The sequence below is a fragment of the Streptomyces sp. LUP47B genome, assembly GCF_001746295.1.
In the GTDB taxonomy this organism is placed as follows: domain Bacteria; phylum Actinomycetota; class Actinomycetes; order Streptomycetales; family Streptomycetaceae; genus Streptomyces.
Map to the genome: position 1 here is coordinate 520,967 of NZ_MJAH01000002.1, position 21,696 is coordinate 542,662.

Annotated in this window: 14 protein-coding genes; 11 read left to right on the plus strand and 3 right to left on the minus strand. The window is 70.3% G+C overall.

Annotated features, from left to right (window positions below; translation table 11 throughout):
- Window positions 1–50 precede the first annotated feature (50 nt).
- Complete coding sequence (locus BFN33_RS08935) at window positions 51–3,560, minus strand: SpoIIE family protein phosphatase (RefSeq protein WP_069759361.1); 3,510 nt, start codon at window positions 3,558–3,560, stop codon at window positions 51–53.
- Between the two features lie 551 nt (window positions 3,561–4,111).
- Between BFN33_RS08935 and BFN33_RS54215 the strand changes: the two genes are divergently transcribed.
- Window positions 4,112–4,729: a hypothetical protein gene (locus tag BFN33_RS54215; RefSeq protein WP_256122694.1), complete on the plus strand. Its 618-nt coding sequence runs from the start codon at window positions 4,112–4,114 to the stop codon at window positions 4,727–4,729.
- A gap of 2 nt (window positions 4,730–4,731) precedes the next feature.
- A complete protein-coding gene (locus BFN33_RS08945) occupies window positions 4,732–5,340 on the plus strand; it encodes a hypothetical protein (protein ID WP_069759362.1) in 609 nt (202 codons plus the stop codon).
- Between the two features lie 13 nt (window positions 5,341–5,353).
- On the opposite strand, the gene BFN33_RS08950 is transcribed toward BFN33_RS08945, so the two are convergent.
- The gene (locus BFN33_RS08950) at window positions 5,354–7,963 is read right to left on the minus strand and encodes a LamG-like jellyroll fold domain-containing protein (protein ID WP_069759363.1); all 2,610 of its coding nucleotides are present in this window, start codon (window positions 7,961–7,963) and stop codon (window positions 5,354–5,356) included.
- A 112-nt stretch (window positions 7,964–8,075) separates the two neighbouring features.
- Window positions 8,076–9,584 (minus strand): arabinofuranosidase catalytic domain-containing protein, encoded by a 1,509-nt coding sequence (locus BFN33_RS08955; protein WP_069759663.1) that lies wholly within the window; start codon window positions 9,582–9,584, stop codon window positions 8,076–8,078.
- Window positions 9,585–10,250: 666 nt separating this feature from the next.
- Between BFN33_RS08955 and BFN33_RS08960 the strand changes: the two genes are divergently transcribed.
- From BFN33_RS08960 to BFN33_RS08995, 9 genes are all read left to right on the plus strand, one after another.
- On the plus strand, window positions 10,251–11,300 hold the full coding sequence (locus BFN33_RS08960) for a substrate-binding domain-containing protein (RefSeq protein ID WP_256122695.1): 1,050 nt from the start codon (window positions 10,251–10,253) through the stop codon (window positions 11,298–11,300).
- A 440-nt stretch (window positions 11,301–11,740) separates the two neighbouring features.
- Window positions 11,741–12,883 (plus strand): substrate-binding domain-containing protein, encoded by a 1,143-nt coding sequence (locus BFN33_RS08965; protein WP_069759364.1) that lies wholly within the window; start codon window positions 11,741–11,743, stop codon window positions 12,881–12,883.
- A gap of 2 nt (window positions 12,884–12,885) precedes the next feature.
- Window positions 12,886–14,490 (plus strand): sugar ABC transporter ATP-binding protein, encoded by a 1,605-nt coding sequence (locus BFN33_RS08970; RefSeq protein WP_069759365.1) that lies wholly within the window; start codon window positions 12,886–12,888, stop codon window positions 14,488–14,490.
- Window positions 14,487–15,506, plus strand: a complete 1,020-nt coding sequence (locus tag BFN33_RS08975) for an ABC transporter permease (protein ID WP_079140728.1) — start codon at window positions 14,487–14,489, stop codon at window positions 15,504–15,506. The genes BFN33_RS08970 and BFN33_RS08975 overlap by 4 nt, the downstream gene beginning before the upstream one ends.
- A gap of 91 nt (window positions 15,507–15,597) precedes the next feature.
- Entirely contained in the window at window positions 15,598–17,277 is a 1,680-nt protein-coding gene (araB, locus tag BFN33_RS08980) for a ribulokinase (protein ID WP_069759366.1), read from the plus strand.
- A 54-nt stretch (window positions 17,278–17,331) separates the two neighbouring features.
- Window positions 17,332–18,794, plus strand: a 1,463-nt coding sequence (araA, locus tag BFN33_RS08985) for an L-arabinose isomerase (RefSeq protein WP_141757957.1), incomplete at its 3' end; no start/stop codon positions are given.
- 20 nt (window positions 18,795–18,814) lie between these two features.
- Window positions 18,815–19,042, plus strand: a complete 228-nt coding sequence (locus BFN33_RS49590; protein ID WP_256122707.1) for a hypothetical protein — start codon at window positions 18,815–18,817, stop codon at window positions 19,040–19,042.
- Window positions 19,043–19,070: 28 nt separating this feature from the next.
- Window positions 19,071–19,799 carry an L-ribulose-5-phosphate 4-epimerase AraD gene (araD, locus tag BFN33_RS08990; protein ID WP_069759367.1) on the plus strand — a complete coding sequence of 243 codons (729 nt, stop codon included), beginning with the start codon at window positions 19,071–19,073 and terminating at the stop codon, window positions 19,797–19,799.
- A gap of 170 nt (window positions 19,800–19,969) precedes the next feature.
- Window positions 19,970–21,631 (plus strand): FAD-dependent monooxygenase, encoded by a 1,662-nt coding sequence (locus BFN33_RS08995; protein WP_069759368.1) that lies wholly within the window; start codon window positions 19,970–19,972, stop codon window positions 21,629–21,631.
- The last annotated feature ends 65 nt before the right edge of the window (window positions 21,632–21,696 follow it).

A 21,696-nucleotide genomic window follows, 5' to 3' on the forward strand; every position in this document is an offset into this window, starting at 1 on the left:
GCAGTAGCAGTCGGTTGTATGGCACTTCAGTCGGTCTGCGAGTCGCCGGTTCAACGTGATGGTTCGGCGGTGGCTGCCAGCAGGGCCGCGTCGTCGTCGACCCGGTCGGGGGTGTTCAGGAGTTCCAGGGCCCGTTCGGTGATTCGCTGGGGGTCGGAGCGGGCGGTGGCGGGGAGCGCGGCGCAGGTTTGTCGTAGGGCCGTCAGGCCATCGTCCAGGGACAGGGCCCGGTTTTCCACCAGGCCGTCGGTGTACAGCAGCAGGCCGGTGCCGGGTGGGAACGGCACCTCGCGGTCGGCCGGGGTGCTGCCCAGACCCAGGGGCAGTGCCGGGGGCAGCTCCAGGTAGGCGGTGTCGGCGGCTATCAGGAGGGGCGGCAGGTGGCCGCTGGCGGCGTAGCGCAGGCGGTGCTGGTTGGGGTCGTAGACCGCGTAGAGGCAGGTGGCGAAGCGGTCGGTGGTGAGCGACTGCAGGTAGGCGTCCAGCCTGGTCAGCACCTGGGCCGGGCCGGCGCCCTCCAGGGCGAGGCTGTGCAGGGCGGAGCGGAGTTGGCCCATCAGGATGGCGGCTTCCACGTCGTGGCCCATGACGTCGCCGATGGCCAGCCCCACGGCGCCGTCGGGCAGGGCGAGAACGTCGTACCAGTCGCCGCCGATCTCGGCGCCGCGGTTGCTGGCCCGGTAGTGGGTGGCCAGGCGCACTCCGGGCAGCTGGGGCAGGTGGTGGGGCAGCAGGGCGCGCTGCAGGGTCAGGGCGAGGCGGCGCTCGTTGTGGTACCGGGTGGCGTTGTCGTAGGCCAGGGCCAGGCGGTGGGCGAGGTTCTCCAGATACTTGCGTTCGACCGCGGAATAGCCGCCGGTCTGCCGGACCAGTACCAGGGCCCCCAGCGTCTGGTCGTGGGCGTGCAGCGGCAGGGCCAGCACGGCGGCGGGCGCCGGGTGCGGGCCGACTGAGGCTGGGGCGGTGCCGTTGATCGCGCGGGTGGCGGCGGTGACCAGGGCCTCGCGGGCAAGGACGGGGGTGCCGGCTATGTACGGCGGGGGCGACTGCGCCGGGGCGGGTGCCGCAGCGGTGAGGTGGATGCTGATCTGGTCGGCGAAATCGGGCAGCAGGACCTGACCGGCGGTCTGCAGTATCCGGTCCGGGTCGAGGGTCGCGGACAGCCGCAGGCCCGCGTCGGCCAGGGAGGCCAGCACGGCCAGCTGGTTGCGGGTCTCGGTCAGGGCCTGTTCGCGCAGCCGGGACAGTTCCAACCCGGTGCGGACACGCGCCAGCAGCTGGCGCGCGGAGAAGGGTTTGGCCAGGTAGTCGTCGGCGCCGGCGTGCCGGCCCTGCATGGATTCCTCCTCGCCGGCGCGGGCGGTGAGCAGGACGATGGGCAGGCGGGCGGTGCGCGGATCGGCGCGCAGCGCCCGGACCAGCTCGAAGCCGTCCATGCGGGGCATCATCACGTCGCTGAGCACCAATTCCACCGGCTGCGCCAGGGCCATATCCAGGGCGGCCAGGCCGTCGGCGGCGAGCAGCACGTCGTAGTCGGGCTGCAGGAGCTGGGTGAGGTAGGCGCGCATGTCGGCGTTGTCGTCGACGACCAGCAGGCGGGCCCGGTGGGGGCGGTCGGATTCGTGCGGGCTGGGGCTGTGGAGGGCGTCGTGGGTCGCGGGGGCGTGCGGGGTGCGTGCCGCGGAGGTGGCCGCGGCGGGGGCGGGGTCGGCCGCCAGCCAGCCCAGGGCCTCGTCCACGTAGGCCGCCGTGCGACCGGGCCGGCCGCCTCCGCCTTCCCCGGGGATCTCGCCGGGGGATCCGGCGCCGGACTCGGGCGGGGCCGGGCGGGGCCGCTGGGCGGTGGCGAAGGGGAGGTCCACGGTGAGGGTGGTGCCCTGGCCGAGGCTGCTGTCCACGCTGACGGTGCCGCCGTGCGCTTCCACCAGATCCTTGACCAGCACGAGGCCGAGGCCGCTGCCCTCGTGGGAACGGGAGCGGGCGCCGCGGACCCTGTGGAAACGCTCGAACAGGCGCGGCAGCTCGTCCGCGGGGATGCCGGTGCCGGTGTCGGTAATGGTCAGCCTGGCCCGGTCGCGGGCCGCGGCCACATGCACCTCGGCGCCGCCGGTGAAGGTGAACTTCAGGGCGTTGCTGAGCAGGTTGAGGATGATCTTCTCCCACATCTCCCGGTCCAGGGGCACCGGCTTGGGCAGCGGCGGGCAGTCCACCTCCAGCGTCAGCCCTGCCGCCTCGAAGGCGGACCGGAACACCCCGGCCAGCTCGGCCGTGGCACCGGCGAGGTCGACCGGCTCGAGGGCGGGGCGCGTCTGCCCGGCCTCGGCACGGGCGACGTCCAGGAGGGTGTTGACCTGCTTCAGCAGGCGCAGGGCGCCGCGCTCGGCCAGCTCCAGCTGCTCGCGCCGCTCGGGCCGGTCCTCGTCGGCCAGGGCCTGCTGGAGCGGGCCCAGGAGCAGGGTGAGCGGGGTGCGGAACTCGTGGCTGACGTTGGCGAAGAAGGTGGTCTTGGCCCGGTCGAGCTCGGTCAGCGCCTCCGCCCGCTTGCGCTGCTCCTCGTGCGCGAGCGCGGCCGACAGCGCCCCGGCCACAGCCGAGGCGAGCACCTCCAGGAAGTCGTGGTAGGCCCCGGCCGGGGGGAAGCAGGGGTTGACGCCCACCACCAGCACGCCCTCCACCTGGCCCGCGCTGTGCAGCGGAAGGGCCAGCGCCTGCTCGACCGGGAGCAGGGAGGCCGCAGCGTGCTGCCCGGCCATGCTGCCGCCGGTGAACGCGGCGGCCGGCAGCGTGGCCGGGGCACCGTCGGCGACCACCTGCGCCAGCCGGGCCGCCGCCTCCGACCCGTCGGCCGCGTTCAGCGAGACGGTCTCGGGGGCCGACCGGAGCCCGGTGGAGGCCGCCGGCCGCTGCATCCCTGACTCGGAAGCCAGGTACAGGCCCAGAAACGGGATCTCGTCGGGGTAGGAGCCCGCCACCTCGGCGACCACGCGGGCGACCTCGCCCGGAGTGGGCAGCCCGGCCGTGCGCGTACCGGTCTCGCTCAGCAGGCGCAGCCGGCGCTCGCCCAGTACCCGGCCGGTGGTCTCGGTGAGGATCTGCAGTACGCCGCCGGCGGTGCCGTCATCCAGGAGCACGGGCTGGAAGGCGGAGTCGAAGTAGCACTGCTCCAAAAAGCCGTGGCGCTCCATGATGAGCAGCTCATCCGGGACCAGCAGGGGCTTGCGGGTGTCGGTCACATAGTGGAAGTGGGAGCTCACGGGGTGGGCCCAGACCTCGGGGAACACCTCCTTGTAGGGCCTGCCGAGCGCCCAGGGGTGTTTGGCGCCGACAATGGGTATGGAGCCCGAGTTGTACAGCGTGGCGAATTCCGACCCCCAGTACAGAGCCATCCCGTGCTCAGAGGTGAGCATGAGGCGCAGGGTGTCCACCAGGGGCCCCGGCCAGGAGACGGGGGGCCCGAGCGGCGTCGCCGCCCAGTCGATCCCGGACAGCAGTTCGCCGAACGCGCCGCCCTCGGCGAACACCCGGGCCGCCGCGGTGCGCACGTCATCGCGCCGGGTCATCGAGAAATCTTCCTCCTGGCGCTGTGTGATCCGCCCGCGCCTCCCAAGGCTGCCGACGGCCACTCGCTGCAGACCTCCCAGGCAGATCGGACGCCGGATCCGACAGTTCTGACGACACCTCTGCCTGAAGTGCCCGTATAAAGCAATTAAAGGCCTATTTGCTCAGAAGTGTACGCCTGCAACCGCACGCCGACGGCGGTGATCGTCGACTGGCAGTCCCTGCCGTCGGCCGACACGTCGACGCCGACGGGCGAGGCCTGGACCGCGCGAGGAGGGCGCCGGGCTGCAAAGGGCGCTGCCGGAGGGTCAGCAGCGGACCGAGGTGGTCGGTGATCCGGTCTGCGGCCGACTTGCTCGATGAAGTTGCTCAAGCTTCCAACTGGCTTCGCCATCAGCTGCGGCGACAGGACCCCTCCCTGTCGGACACCAAAGATGTTCGATTTGCGTTGAGTGCACCTCGATCAGGTGAATCCATCCGGTTTGAGGAAACCGTTCGGGGTCTGTGCAAGTCACACACCTTGCACTGCACGACAAATGCCCCAGGGGGGACCATGAGCCAGCAGCAGTACCCGCCGCAGCAGCCAGGATCGGGTGGCCCTCAACAGCCCTACGGGCAGCCGCCGTTCGCTCCGCCGCCACCGAAGAAGGCCGGCGCGGGGAAGGTCATCGGCCTGGGCTGTCTCGGTCTCGTCGGTCTCTTCGTTCTGATCGCCCTCATCAGCGCCGTCGCGGGCGGCGGCTCAACCTCGAACGACTCCAAGAGCGCCGACACCACCAAGGCCAGCGGCTCGACGCCGAAGAGTGACAAGGCGGCCGACGACTCCGAGAGCAGCGACAAGAAGGTCGACAGCGAGTCGAAGGCCGACAAGAAGGTCGTCGTCTTCAAGGTGTGGGGCACCGCACCCGCCGGCGCCCTCGGACCGCTCAACATCACCTACGGGTCCGACTCCGACAACCGCGACGGCGCTTTCAAGAACGGCGAGTTCGAGGCCACCTTGCCCCTCGACGACGACGCCCTGTACTTCAACGTCACCGCGCAGCTCCAGGGGTCCGGGGACATCCACTGCTCCGTCACGGTCGGCGGGAAGACGAAGAAGGCCCACGCGGCCGGCGACTACAACATCTGTATGGCCCAGCTCAGCCCGGGTCTGCTGGGAGGGTGGCACTGACGATGATCGACAGCACTCCGCCACCGCCTACCACTCCGCCACCACCCACCACGCCGCATCCGACCACCACTCCGCCGCCGCCCGCCTTCCCGCCGCCCGAGGTGTCGACTCCCTCGCGGAGGCACCGCACCAGCGCGATCGTCATCGGCTCGGCCGCCGCCGTGATCGCCGCGATCGTCACCACAGGCGTTGTCGTCGTGCAGTCCACGAACGACGACGACAAGCCAGCCGGCGTCGCGGGATCGAGCGTCCCGGACACGGACGCCGTCAGCCCGATCAGGGAGCCGGACTCGGAACCGACGTACGCCGACGTCGACGCCGACAGCTTCTCGATCGACCTGCGCACCACCGCGCGGCAGTGCTTCGGATCAGCCGGCTGCAACGTGACTGTGGCACCGGAGCTCACCTACCTGGGCAGCAGTGGGGACCTCGACCTGGACGCCGTCTTCGAGATCACCTACGAGATCCACGGCGACGAGTCCGGGCCGGTCATCCAGACCGCCGAGCTGACGAACCAGACCAGCCTCAGCTACAGACCGTCTCTGATCAGCACCGCTTCGGCGAGCAGCACGGAGCTCTCCGTGGAGATCACCGACATCCAGCAGGGCTGACGCGTGACAGGTATCAGGTCAAGGTGAGTTCCAGGACCGTCACCGACAGCGGTGGCAGCGTGCTCGTGAACGTCGCCGCCGCGCCGGTCACCGTCCTGGACGTGGGCACGAGTGCGTCGGGGTCGGTCAGGGTGTTTGTAGCCGTCGGTGACGGGCCCGTCAGGACCGTGGCCGTGGCGGTCTTCCTGACCCCCTTCGCCAAGCCCCGCAGCTCCACCGGCACATCCACCTTCACCGTCCCGTAGTTCACCACCGCGAGATACAGCCGCTTCCCGGAGCGCGTGGCCACCGTCGCCAAGCCCGGCAGTGCGCGTGCCGTGGCCGGGAGGACCGTCTCGCCCAGCCTGCTCGTCAGCATCTGTTGGGCCCAGTAGCTGGGGGAGACGTAGCTCGTGAGGTTGTCGTAGGCGATCAGGTTCGTCGCCCAGACGTTGTTCTTCACGTGGGAGAACAACGGGGCGTAGCACTCCATCAACACCTGGTCGGAGTTGCGGATCAGGCCCGCCAGCCAGGACGCGTCGCCCAGGGCCGCGTTGAGGTCAGGGGTCGGGCGGCCCTCCTGTGCCGCCCACTCGCCTACGAAGACCTTCGTCGAGGCGCGGTCGCGGTTGTCGTACTTGTGGGTGGCGGCCTGGGCTGCGGACGGGGCCAGGTAATAGTGCTCGTCTATGAGGTCCGGGGTGCGGCTTGTCACCGTTGTCGTCGCGATCAGCTTCAGGTGCGGGTACTTCGCCTTGATCGCGTCGTAGAAGTCCGTGAAGCGGGAGTCGTACGAGCCCGACCCGTCGAACCAGTCCTCGTTGCCTATCTCCACGTACTCCAGTGGGAACGGCTTCGGGTGGCCGTCCGCCGCACGCCGGGCGCCCCAGGTGCTGGTGACCGGGCCCGTCACGTACTCGATCTCGTCCAGGGCGTCCTGGATGTACGGCTTGAGCGCGTCGCCCGTGACGTGGTCGCCCCTCAGGGTGTATCCGGCGAACACCGCCAGGACCGGCTGGGCCTTCATGTCCTCTACCCAGTGCAGGTACTCCATGAGACCCAGTCCGTCCGTCGACCAGTAACCCCACGCGTCGTCCATGTGGCCCGGGCGTTCCCAGACCGGGCCGATCGTGTTCTTCCAGTTGAAGCGGGTCGCGATCGTGTTGCCCTCGAGGAAGTTGCCGCCGGGGAAGCGCAGGAACTTCGGCTTCAGGGCGACCAGCTTCTCCATCAGGTCGATGCGCAGGCCGTTGGGGCGGTTGTTGTATGTGGGCGGGAAGAGGGAGACGTGCTGGAGCCACAGCGTCTCGCCCGCGGCGGTCGGGTTGGCCGTGGTGACGGTCAGCCTTGCGTCGCCCGTCACCGGGGCGCCCGCACCTGTGCGCAGGGTCAGTTCGAAGGGGCGGTCAGGGAAGGCCGTACCGATGTGCGGGATTCGCGCCGAGGCGTAGACCGTCCCTCCGTCCGCCGACTCGATCGACACCGTGAGGGGACCGATCCTGCGCGACGCCTTCGCGAACAGGCGGGCCGTGTACGTGGTTCGGGGGCGGACCGGGATGCCCCAGAAGCCGTCGTTCGCAACACCCGCTCGGCTGCCGGCCCCTGTACCGCTCGGCAGCACCACCTTGAGGGAGCGGTTCAGCGCCTCGTTCAATGGCGTCGCCGTGTCCAACGTCAGCGTTGTGCCGCCCACCGCGGACCAGTGGACCGGTGACGTGTCGCTGGCCATCATCGAGCGGTTCTGGACCAGTTCGGCGTAGATGCCGCCCTCGCCGGAGTGGTTGATGTCCTCGAACATCAGACCCGGGAGGATGGGGGAGACCGCGTGCGCAGGATGCGCTACGTCCACGCTCAGCAGCGGTGTCGTCGATTCCACCGGGACGCCGGCCAGCGTCGCCACCTGGTCCGAGGTGAGGGCGGTCGGGAACAGCTGTACGTCGTCGATCAGGCCGTGCCACTGGTCGACCTGTCCGCCGCCGTACAGCGCGCGGCCGATGGCGGTCGCCCCTGTGCCGGCCCAGCCCGCGGTGTAGGCCGCCTCCCCTTCCAGTACGCCGTTGACGTACAGGCGGGTGACGCCTTCCGCGGCGTCGCTGACGCCGACCAGGTGGGTCCAGGTACCGGCGGTCGGGGCGGAGGCGGCGGCTGCGACGGCGGCTCCCTGGGTGGCGTCGGACGCGAGTCGGGCGAAGGCGAAGGTGCCGGTGTCGTCTCGTAGGCCCAGGTAGAAGGCGCTGACGACCTTGCCGTCGATGCTGACTGCGGTCTGGTAGCCGCCCAGTTGGGCGAGGTTGACCCAGGCGGCCACCGAGAAGGCCTTCGAGGTGTCGACGACCGGGTCGGACGCGGTGGCGTTGCCGCCCGCCGTGAGGCTCATGCTGTGGGCGCCTACCTTGCCGGTGTCCCAGCCGGCCGCGCCCTGGAGCGTGGCGGTGTGGGCGTTGCCGGACGCGTCGGCGGCGGTGGTGCCGGAGCCTTCGTCGAAGCTCCAGTGCGCGGCCGCGGCAGGGAGGTCGACGGGAGCTGCCACGGCTGCGGGAGCGGCGACAGCTGGAACGGAACCGGCGAAGGTACCGGCCAGGGACGTGACACCGATGGCGGTCAGGACGGTCCTGCGGGACGGTCCGGCGGCTTCTGTGGGCATGCGGCAGTTCCTTCGTGTCAGGGGTAACCAGGTGAACCCGGATGAACCGGTGAAGCGCGGGCCCGTCGGCGGGGAGGGAGCCGACGGGCCCGCGGTGGCGCCGACCGTCAGGTCAGGGCGCGATGTTCCACTGCTGGCACGCGTTGTCGAGCTGCTGCCACTGCCGGACCGCCGTGCCGTTGGCCGTTCCGCAGTTCGCCACGTCCAGCGTCATACCGGTGTTGACGTTGCTGATCGTGTAGTGGCTGCCGACCTTGGTGACGTCCCACTGCTGGCAGGTGTTGCCGAGCGAGGCCCACAGCTGGACGGCCGTGCCGTTGCTCTGCCCGCAGTTCTTGTCGTCCAGGACCGTGCCGCTGTTGACGTTGGAGATCGTGTAGTGGCCGTTGCCCGCGCTCGCGAACTTCCACTGCTGGCAGGTGTTGCCGAGTGAGGCCCAGATGTCGATCGAAGTGCCGTTGCCCGTGCCGCAGTTGACCGCGTCCAGGACCTTGCCGGAGTTGGCGTTGGTCAGGCGGTACGCGGTGCCGGTGACCGGGAAGTTCGCGGCGGGGGTGGTGTAGCCGACCGAGGTGATGTTGGCCTGTACGGCGTTGTCGGCGGCGTCGGTCGGGTAGCCGGAGGTCATGACGCCCTCGAAGAAGGAGCCGTCGGAGCCGTTGCTGTTGTCACCGCCGGTGCCGAGGACGATGGCGCCCTCCAAGTGCATCGGCGTGTATCCGCCGAGGTTGGGCAAGGCCCCGTTGTACCAGGTGGTCAGTGAGCCCGATTGGGCGTTGCCGCCCTTGATCGCGTAGGTGGTCGTGCCGTTGTTCTTCTCCAAGGCGGTGACGTACTCGCTGGAGTTGCCCTTGTTGTTCGAGTTCGCGCCGTTCCCTCCGAAGAAGAGCCCGTTCTCCAGGTCCGCCTCGACCCAGGGGCCCGATCCGGCGCCGGAACACGAGAACCAGCACTCCGTACCGAAGTTGATCGCGTCCATGTGGCCGTTGCCGGTGTCGTTGCCGGACGTCTCGGCGTTGCCGTAGTCGAAGCAGCAGCGGTTGTTCACATGGTGGCCGCTGGTCACCATGTACGCGCCCTCGGCGGAACTGCCGGTGGCGATGCCCGTGGTGCTGTTGTCGCGGTAGCCGACGCCGGCGGACACGAAGACGCCGTACGCCGCGTGGCCGCCGACCGTCACGGGGAGGGCGTCGGCGATCGCGCCCACATCCTGGCCGCCGTTGCCGCCCGGCCCCTCGATGGTCAGGTCGTTGTGGTGCGAGCTCTGGTCGTAGATCTTGGTGATGGTGCAGGTCGTCCCGGAGCAGAAGGAGTCCTGGGCCGCCGCGTTGGCGTAGCCGCCCGCGCTGAGGACGCCGATGTTGGTGGTCGCGCCGTCCGAAGCGCGCTTGACCTGGTAGAGGGAGCCGCTGTAGGAGGCGTAGAGCGCCCGCGTGGTGCTGTGTGCCGCGGCGCACGGTGTGCCCGCGGAGGCGTAGATGTCGCAGGGCAGGGAGGTGGCGGCCGCCGCTGTGCCCGCGGTGCCTACGACCCCGGCCAGGACGCCCCCGATGAGGGTGAGGATCGCGCCCAGTGTCAGCAGGAGCCCTCTCCGGCGCGGGCTTCGCAGCCGACTTCCCACCCGGCTTCCCACCCGACTTCTCACTCGGCCTGTCACTCGACTCGCTCGACTCACTCGGCCTGTCACGGTGAACCTCTTCCGTCGTGGGTTCTTCTCTCGTCCGGCGCCATGTGCTCCGGGAGACAGAAATGTGGGCGCTAACATCCGGGGCCCTCATCGGCGCACGTGCCAGCCGTACCGGAGGGCGAGGGGAGGGTGGAGGGGGGAGGGAGGGGGAGGGCCGGACTGGAGATCTGCAGATCGAGCAGCGTCGTGGGGAGTGTCACTGCTGGTCAGGGCAGTTCATCGGTCCGGAGTGGAGGGACTGGTGCGGGTGCCGTTCTCGCGCGGTCGGCGAGCTGGACGGCCGCTCTTGTGGCACCGTCTTTTTACGGCCCGATGAATACCTGGTCAACACGGTCGAACAGTCAAGACTGCGGAAACAAAAGCTGTGCCGTCTGTTTACCCGGGCGGGCGGTGATGCCGGAAGAGACGTCCGGCTGGACGGAACTTCCAGGTCACGTGGCTCTTTGCCTGCGCGTCGAAGACCGGAAAACCCGTGATCGAGGGGTCTGGGCTGCCTTGCCCCCGAAGAATGTGTGCGCTAACAATTCGCTCAACAGCTGCCGCTCCCACCGGAGAAGCAGCTGATCGACGACAACACGACGGTGTGTGAGGAGGCGGGACATGGACGGCGATCGCGCACCGGTGATGGCGGACGTGGCCCGGATCGCGGGAGTCTCGCACCAGACCGTCTCCCGGGTCCTCAACGACCACCCCAACGTCCGGCCCCGCACCCGGGAACGCGTGCTCGCCGCCGTCCGTGAGCTCGGTTACCGGCCCAACGCCGCCGCCCGCACCCTGGCGACCCGCCGCACCCGCACCCTGGGTGTGATCAGCTTCAACACCACGCTGTACGGCCCAGCTTGCATGCTCTACGGCATCGAGCAGGCGGCCAGGGAGCACGAGTACTTCGTCACCGTGGCGGCAGTTGGCTCACTCGACCGGTCTTCGGTGCTGGACGCCGTGGACCGGCTGCGCGACCAGAACGTGGCGGGGATCGTCGTCATCGCGCCGCAGACCGCCGCGGTGGGCGCACTGGCCAACGTGCCGGCGGACGTGCCCCTCGTCGCGGTCGGCTGCGGCACCCACACCGCGCTGGTCTCGGTCGCCGTGGACAACGAGGCGGGTGCCGAACTGGCCACCTCCTACCTGCTCGACCTCGGCCATCGCACGGTGCACCACCTGGTCGGACCGCGTTCCTGGCTCGACGCGCAGGAACGTGAGACCGGCTGGCGCGCCACCCTGGAGAAGCGCGGGGCTCCCGTGCCCGAACCGTCGGCCGGCGCCGACTGGACGGCTCGTACCGGATACGAGCACGGCCGTCGGATCGCCGCCGACCCCGAGGTCACCGCGGTGTTCTGCGCCAACGACCACCTGGCCCTCGGTCTGCTGCGGGCCCTGCAGCAGGCAGGGCGCCGGGTGCCCGAGGACATCAGCGTCGTGGGTTTCGACGACATGCCGGAGGCCGAGTACTTCGGCCCGTCGCTTACCACCGTCCGCCAGGACTTCGACGAACTCGGCCGCCGTGCCCTGCGGGCGCTGATCGAGCTCGTCGGTGATCCGGACGCCGGGATCCCGGCATCCGGCGAGAGGCCCCACATCGTCATCCCGCCCAGCCTCGTCGTGCGGACCTCGGCGACCCGCCCGCGACCCCGAACGGAAAGTCCCACATGACCCGTCCCTGCTAGCCGCCGCTCCGGTGTTAACACGCTTATCACCAAGCCCTGTTGTGAGCCGAGTGCCGTTCGGGCAGCCACCGTGCCGACCATGAGTGATCGGCCCTGACGTCCCCGACGCACGACGGCTCCACCCCGCCCACCGCCCCGAGCGGTCGGCTCCTCCCCGGTCCTGAGGCTCCCTCAGGCATTCCGGCGCCCTCGCTGCCCTCGCCGCGCTCACCCCCTGAGCCCCCCGCCCGGCGACTACGGCGCCCTCCGCCACGTACCGCTTTCAAAGTGGCCCCCACCTGCTCCGCCCACCCGGCACCGGCATGCCCGTGAACAGGTGTGCGTTCCCCGCGTTCCCACCCGTCCCGAAGACACCAACCAGACACGCCAATCAGACACATCAATCAGACACGCCAACCAGACACGCCAAGAAGGGCGCTGATTCCCATGCTCCGCACCAGAAGGTCCCGCACCCTGGTCACCGCGACCGCCGTGCTCCTCTCGCTCGCCGCCGCAGGCTGCTCCAAGAGCGCGGGCGGCTCCGACGCGTCCAGCTCGGCCGGTACCAAGGCCGCCGCCCCGGTCACGCTGGCCGGCTCGGTCACCTTCAACCAGACGAACCTCGCCAAGCTCGACGCGGCGCTGAAGTCCGCGCTGGCCGGCAAGGACCTGTCCAAGGTCGACATCGCGATGGTCGTGAACGTGGCCGCCGACTACTGGAAGGCTGGTCAGGTCGGCTTCCTCAAGGGCTGCTCCGACCTCGGCATCGCGAAGGGCAAGTGCACCTACTTCGCCCCGCCCGGCGGCAAGCTGACCGAGCAGAACTCGGAGCTGGAGACGCTGCGTTCGCAGGGCGTGACCGGCTACTCGATCTCGGCGATCGACCCGACGTCGGCCGCGGGGACCATCCACACCGACGTCCAGAAGGGCATCGGCGTCCTCGCGATCGACTCCCCGCTGCCGGGCACCGACGCCGCCTCGCTCTACCTGGGCACCCCGAACTACACCGCCGGCTTCCAGGCGGGCACCGCGATGAAGCAGGTGCTCGGCGGCAAGGGCAAGGTCGCGATCCTGGTCGGCTCCCTCACCGCCTCCAACGCCACCCAGCGCATCGCCGGCTTCGAGGCCGCGCTCAAGGGCACCAAGATCACGGTAGCCCAGAAGGTCAACGACAACCTCCAGGCCAGCACGGCGACTTCGGACGCGGAGACCATCCTCGCCAACAACCCGGACGTCAACGGCCTGTACGGCGTCTACTCCTACGACGGTCCCGCGCTGGCCCAGGCCGTCACCTCGGCCGGAAAGACCTCGACCGTGCACATCGTCTCCGACGACTCCGACGCCCAGACGCTGAAGTTCATCAAGTCCGGCGTGATCTCCGGGACCGTCGTGCAGATGCCGTACCAGCAGGGCTACACCGGGGCGTACATCCTGGCCGCGGAGAAGGTGCTGGGCAAGGACAAGACGATGGCGCTCGTCAAGCCGTACCTGGAGAAGGACGGTTCGACCCTGAGCTCCGGCGTGGGCCTGGTCACCAAGTCCGACCTGAGCGCGTACCAGTCCCTCGAGTCGCAGCTCGGGATCGGCTGAGCATGACGGCCACGAAGAACGTCCCGGACATCACCCCGGACCGCGCGGTCACCGCGCGGCTGCGGGGGGTGCACAAGTCCTACGGACCGGTGCGCGTCCTCGACCTGCCCGAACTCGACCTCTACGCCGGCCAGGTGATCGGTGTGGTCGGCGAGAACGGCGCCGGGAAGTCCACGCTGATGGGCACGCTCGCCGGATCGGTGCACCGGGACGGCGGCGAGATCCTCATCGACGGGGAGCCCCTCGCCGCCGGGTCCACCGAGGCCGCAGGACAGCTCGGCATCGCCATGGTCTCCCAGGAGTTCCCGCTGGTCGGACAGCTCTCGGTGGCCGAGAACCTGCTCCTCGGCCGCCGCCCGCGGCAATCGAAGCGACGGCTGCTGGTGGACCGTACGGCACAGCGGGCCGAGGCGAAGGCGATGCTCGCGGAGATCGGTCTGTCCGCCGAGACGATCGAGGTGAACCGGGAGGTCCGCACCCTTCCGGTGCCGACCCGCCAGATGATCGAGATCGCCAAGGCCTGGGGCCGCGAACCCAAGCTGCTGATCCTGGACGAGCCGACCTCCTCACTGGGGCCGGTCGAGGCCCGGATGGTGCTCGGCCTGGCCCGCCAACTCGCCGACCGCGGCGGCACCGTGCTGTTCATCGGACACCGCCTCGACGAGGTGCGGGAGATCAGCGACCGTGTCCTGGTCCTGCGCAACGGCAGGCTGGTCGCCGACCTCGAACCCGCCGAGGCCAGTGAGGAACGACTGATCCGGGAGATGGTCGGCGGCGAGGTCGCGCAGGGCGAACCGAAGGCACCGCCCGCGACGAGCCCGGTCCTGCTCCAGGCCGAGGGCCTGACCGCGGACGGCCTCGGACCCGTCGACCTGGACGTACGCGAGGGCGAGATCCTGGGCGTGGCCGGTCTGATGGGCTCGGGCCGCAGCCGCCTGGTCCACACGATCGCCGGGGCACAGCCCTCGACCGGCGGCCGGATGCTGCTGGGCGGCACGCCCTACCGGCCGCGAGGCGCGGGCGACGGCGTGGCGGCCGGGATCGCGCTGATCCCCGAGGACCGCAAGGAGCAGTCGCTCGTCCTGTTCGCGTCCATCCGGGCGAACGTCGTCGTCTCGGTGCTCAAGCGGATCAGCACCCGGGGTCTGCTCGCACCGGGCCGGGAACGCGCCGAGGCACGGAAGATCACCGAGAACGTCAACGTGCGGATGCAGTCGGTGGAACAGCCGATCGGCTCGCTGTCCGGCGGCAACCAGCAACGCGCCATCTTCGGCCGGGCGTTCGCCGCCGAACCGCGCCTGCTGCTGCTCGACGAGCCGACCCGTGGCGTGGACGTGGGCGCGAAGGCGGAGATCTACAAGCTGATCGACCACGCGGCCGAGCAGGGCATGGGGATCGTGGTCGCCTCCTCCGAGCTGGAGGAACTGCTGTGGATCTGCCACCGCATCGCGGTGATGAACCACGGGCGGGTTGTCACGGTCATCGACCGGGCCGACGCCACCAAGGAGCGGATCATGACGGCCGCGGCCGGCACCACCTCGCTCGATGAGCACCGATCGGCGAATTCCCTCGATGAGCACCAAGTGACGAACGGAGCCACAGCATGAGCGCGCAGACCACGCTCGCCCCGAACGAGGTCGCGCCGCGCTCCCGTTCGGCCGCATCGACCCTCGCCCGCAGACTCGCCGCCTCCCCGGAGGCCGGCGTGATCATCGCCTGCGTGGTGGTGTTCGTGGCGATCGCCGCCAACGCGGAGACGTACACCGCGGTGGGCAACCTCCAGGTGATGGGCCGTGACCTCTCGCAGGTCGGGATCCTCGCGATCGGTGAGGCGCTGGTCATCCTGACCGGTGGCATCGACCTGTCGGTGGGTGCGCTGGCCGGTCTGGCCGGCATCCTGGCCGGCTGGCTGAACGTCAACGAGGGCCTGCCCGCCCCCCTCGCGATCCTGCTCACGCTGGTGATCACCGCCTGCGTCGGTCTCTGGCACGGCATCATGGTCACCCGCCTCAACGTGCCGCCCTTCGTGATCACCCTGGTCACCTACACCGTCGCGCAGGGCACGGCACTCGCGATCACCAGCGGCTCGCCCATCAACAACCTCGACCCGATGTTCAGCAACCTGAGCCAGTACTACCTCGGCGAAATACCGGTCCCCGCCCTGTTCTTCGTCGGCGCGGCGGCCGTCGCCTGGTTCGTCCTGGAGCGCACCTACGTGGGCCGCCAGATCTACGCGGTCGGCGGCAACAAGGAGGCCGCCCGGCTGGCCGGCATCCCGACCGCCCGCCGGATCACCTCCACCTACGTCGCCAGCGCGGCCCTCGCCGGCCTGGTCGGCATCCTGGTGATCGGCCGTATGAACGTGGCCGACCCCTCGGTCGGCGCCGGCTGGGAACTGACCGCGATCGCCGCCGCGGTGGTCGGCGGGATGTCGCTCTCGGGCGGTGAGGGCCGTATCGCGGGGATCGCGGCGGGCGCGATCCTGCTGGAGTTCATCACCAACGGTCTGCTCGCCCTCAAGGTCAGCCCCTACGACCAGCAGGTCGTCCAGGGAGCGGTCCTCGGCGTCGCCATCCTGCTCGACCGGGCGCGCGCTCGTTACTTCGGCAGGAGCCGGAGTTAGGGCGCCGGTGGGTGACTTCGCGGACCCTTCGCTCGTTTTTCTCCGAACGCAGATCGATATGTCGAACACCTGAGTGTGGAGGAGGCCGCCGGTGAACGCCGGACAAGAGACAGCCACGAACCCCGAACCCTGCGTCGTAGGAGTCGACTTCGGAACGCTGTCCGGACGGGCCGTGGTGGTCCGTGTGCGCGACGGCGCGGAGTTGGGGACGGCCGAGCACGCGTACCGGCACGCGGTCCTGGACCGGGAACTGCCGGACGGTACGGGACTGCCCCCGGACTGGGCCCTCCAGGTCCCGTCGGACTACGTCGACGTGCTCCGCCACGCGGTGCCGGCAGCGCTCGCGGCAGCCGGTGTACGCCCTGATCAAGTGATCGGCATCGGCACGGACTTCACCGCCTGCACGGTGCTGCCGGTCCTGGCCGACGGCACGCCCCTGTGCGAGCTGCCCGGGTACGCCTCCCGCCCGCACGCCTACGTCAAGCTGTGGCGCCACCACGCGGCCCAGGCACAGGCCGACCGCATCACCGCACTGGCCGCCGAACGGAAGGAGCCGTGGCTCCCGCGGTACGGCGGGAAGATCTCCTCCGAGTGGGAGTTCGCCAAGGCCCTCCAGGTGCTGGAGGAGGACCCCGAGATCTACGACCGCACGGAGCGGTGGGTGGAGGCGGCGGACTGGATCGTCTGGCGGCTGTGCGGGACGTACGTCCGCAATGCCTGCACCGCCGGCTACAAGGGTCAGCTCCAGGACGGCGCCTACCCCTCCCGCGCCTACCTGGAGGCGCTCAACCCCGGCTTCGCCGACTTCGTGACGGAGAAACTGGAGCAGCCGATCGGCCAACTCGGCGGCCTGGCGGGTGGGTTGACGGCCGAGGCGGCGGCCTGGACCGGACTGCCCGAGGGCATCGCGGTCTGCGTGGGCAACGTCGACGCCCATGTGACGGCACCCGCGGCGGGCGCGGTGGAGCCGGGGCAGATGGTCGCCATCATGGGCACCTCGACCTGCCATGTGATGAGCTCCGACCGCCACGAGACGGTGCCCGGCATGTGCGGTGTCGTCGACGGCGGCATCCTGAAGGGCCTGTGGGGCTATGAGGCCGGACAGAGCGGCGTCGGCGACATCTTCGGCTGGTTCGTACGCACCGGATTCCCCGCCGCGTACGCCGAACAGGCCGCCGCCCTCGGCCGTGACGCGCACGAACACCTGACGGCTCTCGCGGCCGGACAACGGGTGGGCGAGCACGGGCTGATCGCGCTGGACTGGCACAGCGGCAACCGTTCCGTCCTGGTCGACCACGACCTCAGCGGTGTGATGGTCGGCCTGACCCTGTCGACCCGGCCCGAGGACGTCTACCGCGCGCTGCTGGAGGCCACCGCCTTCGGCACCCGCACGATCATCGAGGCGTTCGAGACATCCGGGGTGCCGGTCGGTGAGCTGATCATCGCCGGCGGTCTGACGAAGAACGCCCTGCTCATGCAGATCTACGCCGACGTCACCCGCCGCCCCCTCGGCGTCATCGGCTCCGCCCAGGGCCCCGCTCTCGGTGCGGCGATGCACGCCGCGGTGGCTGCGGGGGCGTACCCCGACATCCAGGTGGCCGCCCGGTCCATGGGCAAGGCCGACCGCGGCGTCTACCAGCCGGACCCGGAACGCGCCGCGGCCTACGACCGCCTCTACGCCGAATACCGGCTCCTGCACGACTACTTCGGCCGCGGCACCAATGAGGTCATGCACCGGCTACGGCGTCTGCGAGCCGAGGTCTCCGCCTGAATGACCGTCCCCAACTCCCTTCCCCAGTAGCCACCTTCGAAAGGAACCTCCGTCATGACCGCTCCCGAAATACCGTCCGCCGGCCAGGAGATCTGGTTTCTCACCGGAAGCCAGGGCCTGTACGGCGAGGAGACCCTGAGCCAAGTCGCCCACCAGGCACGGAAGATCGCCGAACGACTCGACGCGGCAGAGCCGATCGCCCTGCGGATCGTGTGGAAACCGGTGCTCACCGACGCCGACTCGATCCGCCGGCTGTGCCAGGAGGCCTCCTCCTCGGACACGTGTGTGGGCGTGATCGTGTGGATGCACACCTTCTCCCCGGCCAAGATGTGGATCGCGGGACTGAGCGCGCTGGACCGCCCCGTGCTGCATCTGCACACCCAGTACAACCTGTCGCTGCCCTGGTCGAGCATCGACATGGACTTCATGAACCTCAACCAGGCTGCCCACGGCGACCGCGAGTTCGCCCACATCGAGTCCCGGCTCGGCATCGACCGCAAGATCGTCGCCGGTCACGCGACCGATCCCCGTGTGATCCGGCGGGTCGCCGCCTGGACGAGAGCCGCCGCGGGCCGCCAGGCGGCGCGCACGCTGCGTCTGGCGCGCTTCGGCGACAACATGCGCGACGTCGCCGTCACCGAGGGCGACAAGGTCGAGGCGCAGTTGCGGTTCGGCTTCTCGGTGAACACCTACGCGGTCAATGACCTGGTCGCCGTCGTGGACGCCGTGGAGGACAAGGCGGCGGCCGAACTCGCCGCCGAGTACGTCGAGTCGTACGACGTCGTGCCCTCCCTGCGCCCCGGCGGGATCCGCCACGACTCCCTCCTGTACGCGGCCCGCCAGGAACTGGGCCTGCGCACCTTCCTCACCGAGGGCGGCTTCACCGCCTTCACCACCAACTTCGAGGACCTCGGCGGCCTGCGCCAGCTGCCCGGCCTGGCCGTCCAGCGCCTGATGGCCGACGGCTACGGCTTCGGCGGCGAGGGCGACTGGAAGACCTCCGCACTGCTGCGCACGATGAAGGTCATGGGCCAGGGCCGGCCCGGCGGCACCACGTTCATGGAGGACTACACCTACCACCTCGGCCCGGGCACCCCGCGCGTGCTCGGCGCGCACATGCTGGAGGTCTGCCCCTCGGTGGCCGCCGCCCGGCCCCGCTGCGAGATCCACCCGCTGTCCATCGGTGGCCGCGAGGACCCGGTCCGCCTGGTCTTCGACGCCGCCGAAGGCCCCGCCGTGGTCGTCGGCCTCTGCGACCTCGGCGACCGCTTCCGACTGACCGCCAACGCCGTCGACGTCGTCGGCCCCAGCGAACCCCTGCCCCACCTCCCCGTGGCCCGGGCGGTGTGGAAACCGCGCCCCTCACTCGCGGAGTCCGCCGAGAGCTGGCTGCTGGCCGGCGCCCCGCACCACACCGTGCTCAGCTCGGCCGTCGACGTCGAGACGCTGACCGACTACGCCGCCATGACCGGCGTCGAACTGCTCACCATCGACGAACACACCAGCACCGACCAGTTNCCTCCCCGTGGCCCGGGCGGTGTGGAAACCGCGCCCCTCACTCGCGGAGTCCGCCGAGAGCTGGCTGCTGGCCGGCGCCCCGCACCACACCGTGCTCAGCTCGGCCGTCGACGTCGAGACGCTGACCGACTACGCCGCCATGACCGGCGTCGAACTGCTCACCATCGACGAACACACCAGCACCGACCAGTTCGCCAAGGAAATCCGCTGGAACGCCGCCTACCACCGCCTCGCCCAGGCCCTGTGACCTCTCACCGGCACGAAGGAGAACACCGATGACCACCACTGTCCCGGAGAGCCTGCGCCGGGAGGTACTGGAGGCGAACCTCGCCATCCCCCAGGTCGGCCTGGCGACCCTGACCTGGGGCAACGTGAGCGGAGTCGACCGCGAGGCGGGCGTCTTCGTCATCAAGCCCTCAGGGGTTCCCTACGAGGATCTCGCTCTCGACGACCTGGTGACGGTCCGACTGTCCGACGGCGCCGTGGTGGACGGCGATCTACGCCCCTCCACCGACACCGAGACCCACCGCTGCCTCTACCGCGCCTTCCCCTCCATCGGCGGCGTCACCCACACCCACTCCACCCACGCGGTCGCCTTCGCCCAGGCCCGCCGCGACATACCGGTCCTCGGCACCACCCACGCCGACACCTTCAACGGCCCCATCCCCGTCACCCGCGACCTCACCCCCGAACAATGCGCGAAGGACTACGAGTACAACACCGGTGTCGTCATCGTGGATCTCCTTGGGGAGGAGGACCAGAAGGCAGTCGAGGTCCCCGCGGCCCTCGTGGCGAACCACGGCCCCTTCACCTGGGGCACCACCGCCCGCAAGTCCCTGGAACACGCGATCATCTGCGAGGCCGTCGCCGACATCGCCCTCCACACCCTGTCCCTCTCCCCGGCGGCACCGCCACCCGCCCACCTGCTCGAGCGCCACTACACCCGCAAACACGGGCCCGGCGCCTACTACGGCAATCCGGAGGCGGTGCTGCCGAAACACTGACGCGGCGGTACGCCGGTGCGGGCCGAGCGGCCGAGCGGCACTCTGCCGAGTCGGCGAACCCGGCGTGTTGAGCGGGTGAAGCTTGGGCCCGCGTGCGCGTCGCGGGGCATGGATGAAGGTCCCCGCCGTATCCGGACGAGTCGGCGGACACGACGCGCTGGAGGCGAGTGATGAACCAGAAACAGGTCCAGACCGGCCACACGACCCACCGGGTCCCGGTCCTCATCGTCGGCGGTTCCCTCGTCGGCCTGTCGACCTCGCTGTTCCTGGGCCGATTGGGCGTACGGCACACACTGGTGGAACGGCACGCCGGCACCTCCATCCACCCCCGCGGACGGGGCAACAACGTCCGCACGATGGAGCTGTTCCGGACGGCCGGCGTGGAAACGGGGATCCGGGACGCCGCCGCCACGCTGGCCGACAACCACGGAATCCTGCAGACACCCACCCTCGTCGGCGACGCGGGCGAGTGGCTCTTCCGGGACATCGACCCGGGCGGCGGACTGGCCCGCTTCAGCTCCAGCTCATGGTGCCTGTGCAGCCAGAACGACCTGGAGCCGGTGCTGCTCGAACACGCCGGGCGGCTCGGCGGCGACCTTCGGTACGCCACCGAACTGCTGTCGTTCGAGAGCGGGCCCTCCGGCGTCACCGCGGTGGTCAAGAGCCGGGAGACCGGCGAGCACACCACCTTCCTCGCGGACTACCTCGTCGCCGCCGACGGTCCCCGCAGCCCCGTCCGCGAGCAGCTGGGCATCGGCCAGAGCGGTCCCGGCGACCTGTTCAGCAACGTCAGCATCACCTTCCGCTCCCGTGGCCTCGCCGAGGTCGTGGGCGAACGCCGCTTCATCGTCTGCTATCTGACCGACCCGGCGGCCGACGGTGCGCTGCTGCCCGTGGACAACCGGGAGAACTGGGTCTTCCACGCTCCCTGGCACCCCGAACGCGGCGAGACGCTCGAGGACTTCACCGACGAGCGGTGTGTCGAACACATCCGCCGCGCGATCGGCGTCGCCGACCTCGACGTGCAGATCACCGGCAGGGCCCCCTGGCACGCCGCCCAACGGGTCGCCCGGAGCTACCGCGCGGGACGCGTCTTCCTGGCCGGCGACTCGGCCCACGAGATGTCCCCCACCGGGGCGTTCGGCTCCAACACCGGTATCCAGGACGCGCACAACCTCGCCTGGAAGCTCGCCGCGGTGATCGGCGGCTGGGCCGGGGAGGCGCTGCTGGACACGTACGACGCCGAGCGCCGCCCCGTCGCGGAGGCGACCAGCGCCCGCGCCGCCGCACGGTCGGTCGAGCACAGCCATCCCGGTTTCGCCCCCTCGCCCGGCGCGGGCGGCGGCGGTGGCCCACAGCGCGGCATCCTCAACGTGGCCCTCGGCTACCGCTATCCGCAGGGCGCCGTCGTCGGCGCCGACCCGGCGACTCCGGTCGTCCCCGAACGCCTCGACCTGTCCGGCGCACCCGGCAGCAGGGCGCCCCACATGGCCGTACGGCACCGGGGTGAGCGGATCTCCACCCTGGACCTCTACGAGACGTCCTTCGTCCTGCTCAGTGCTGCCGGCGACCCAAGTGGCTGGCACCGGGCCGCCGTCCGCCTCGCCGAGGAGACCTCCGTCCCGCTGACCTCGTACCGGGTGGGCGACGGCTCCGGTGCCGAGCTGACTCCCGAGGGCGACGCGGACTGGTCGGCCGTCCACGGAACGACGCCCGAGGGGGCCGTACTCGTCAGGCCCGACGGGTTCGTGGCCTGGCGGTCGCCCGGTCCTGTCCCGGATGCCGAGTCGGCGCTGCGCCAGGTCCTGGCCACGCTGCTGGGGTCGGTCTGACTCCCGTCCGATCCGGGCGCGTTCACCCGGGTGACCGCCCCGAGTGGTGGCGGGGACGCACCTGG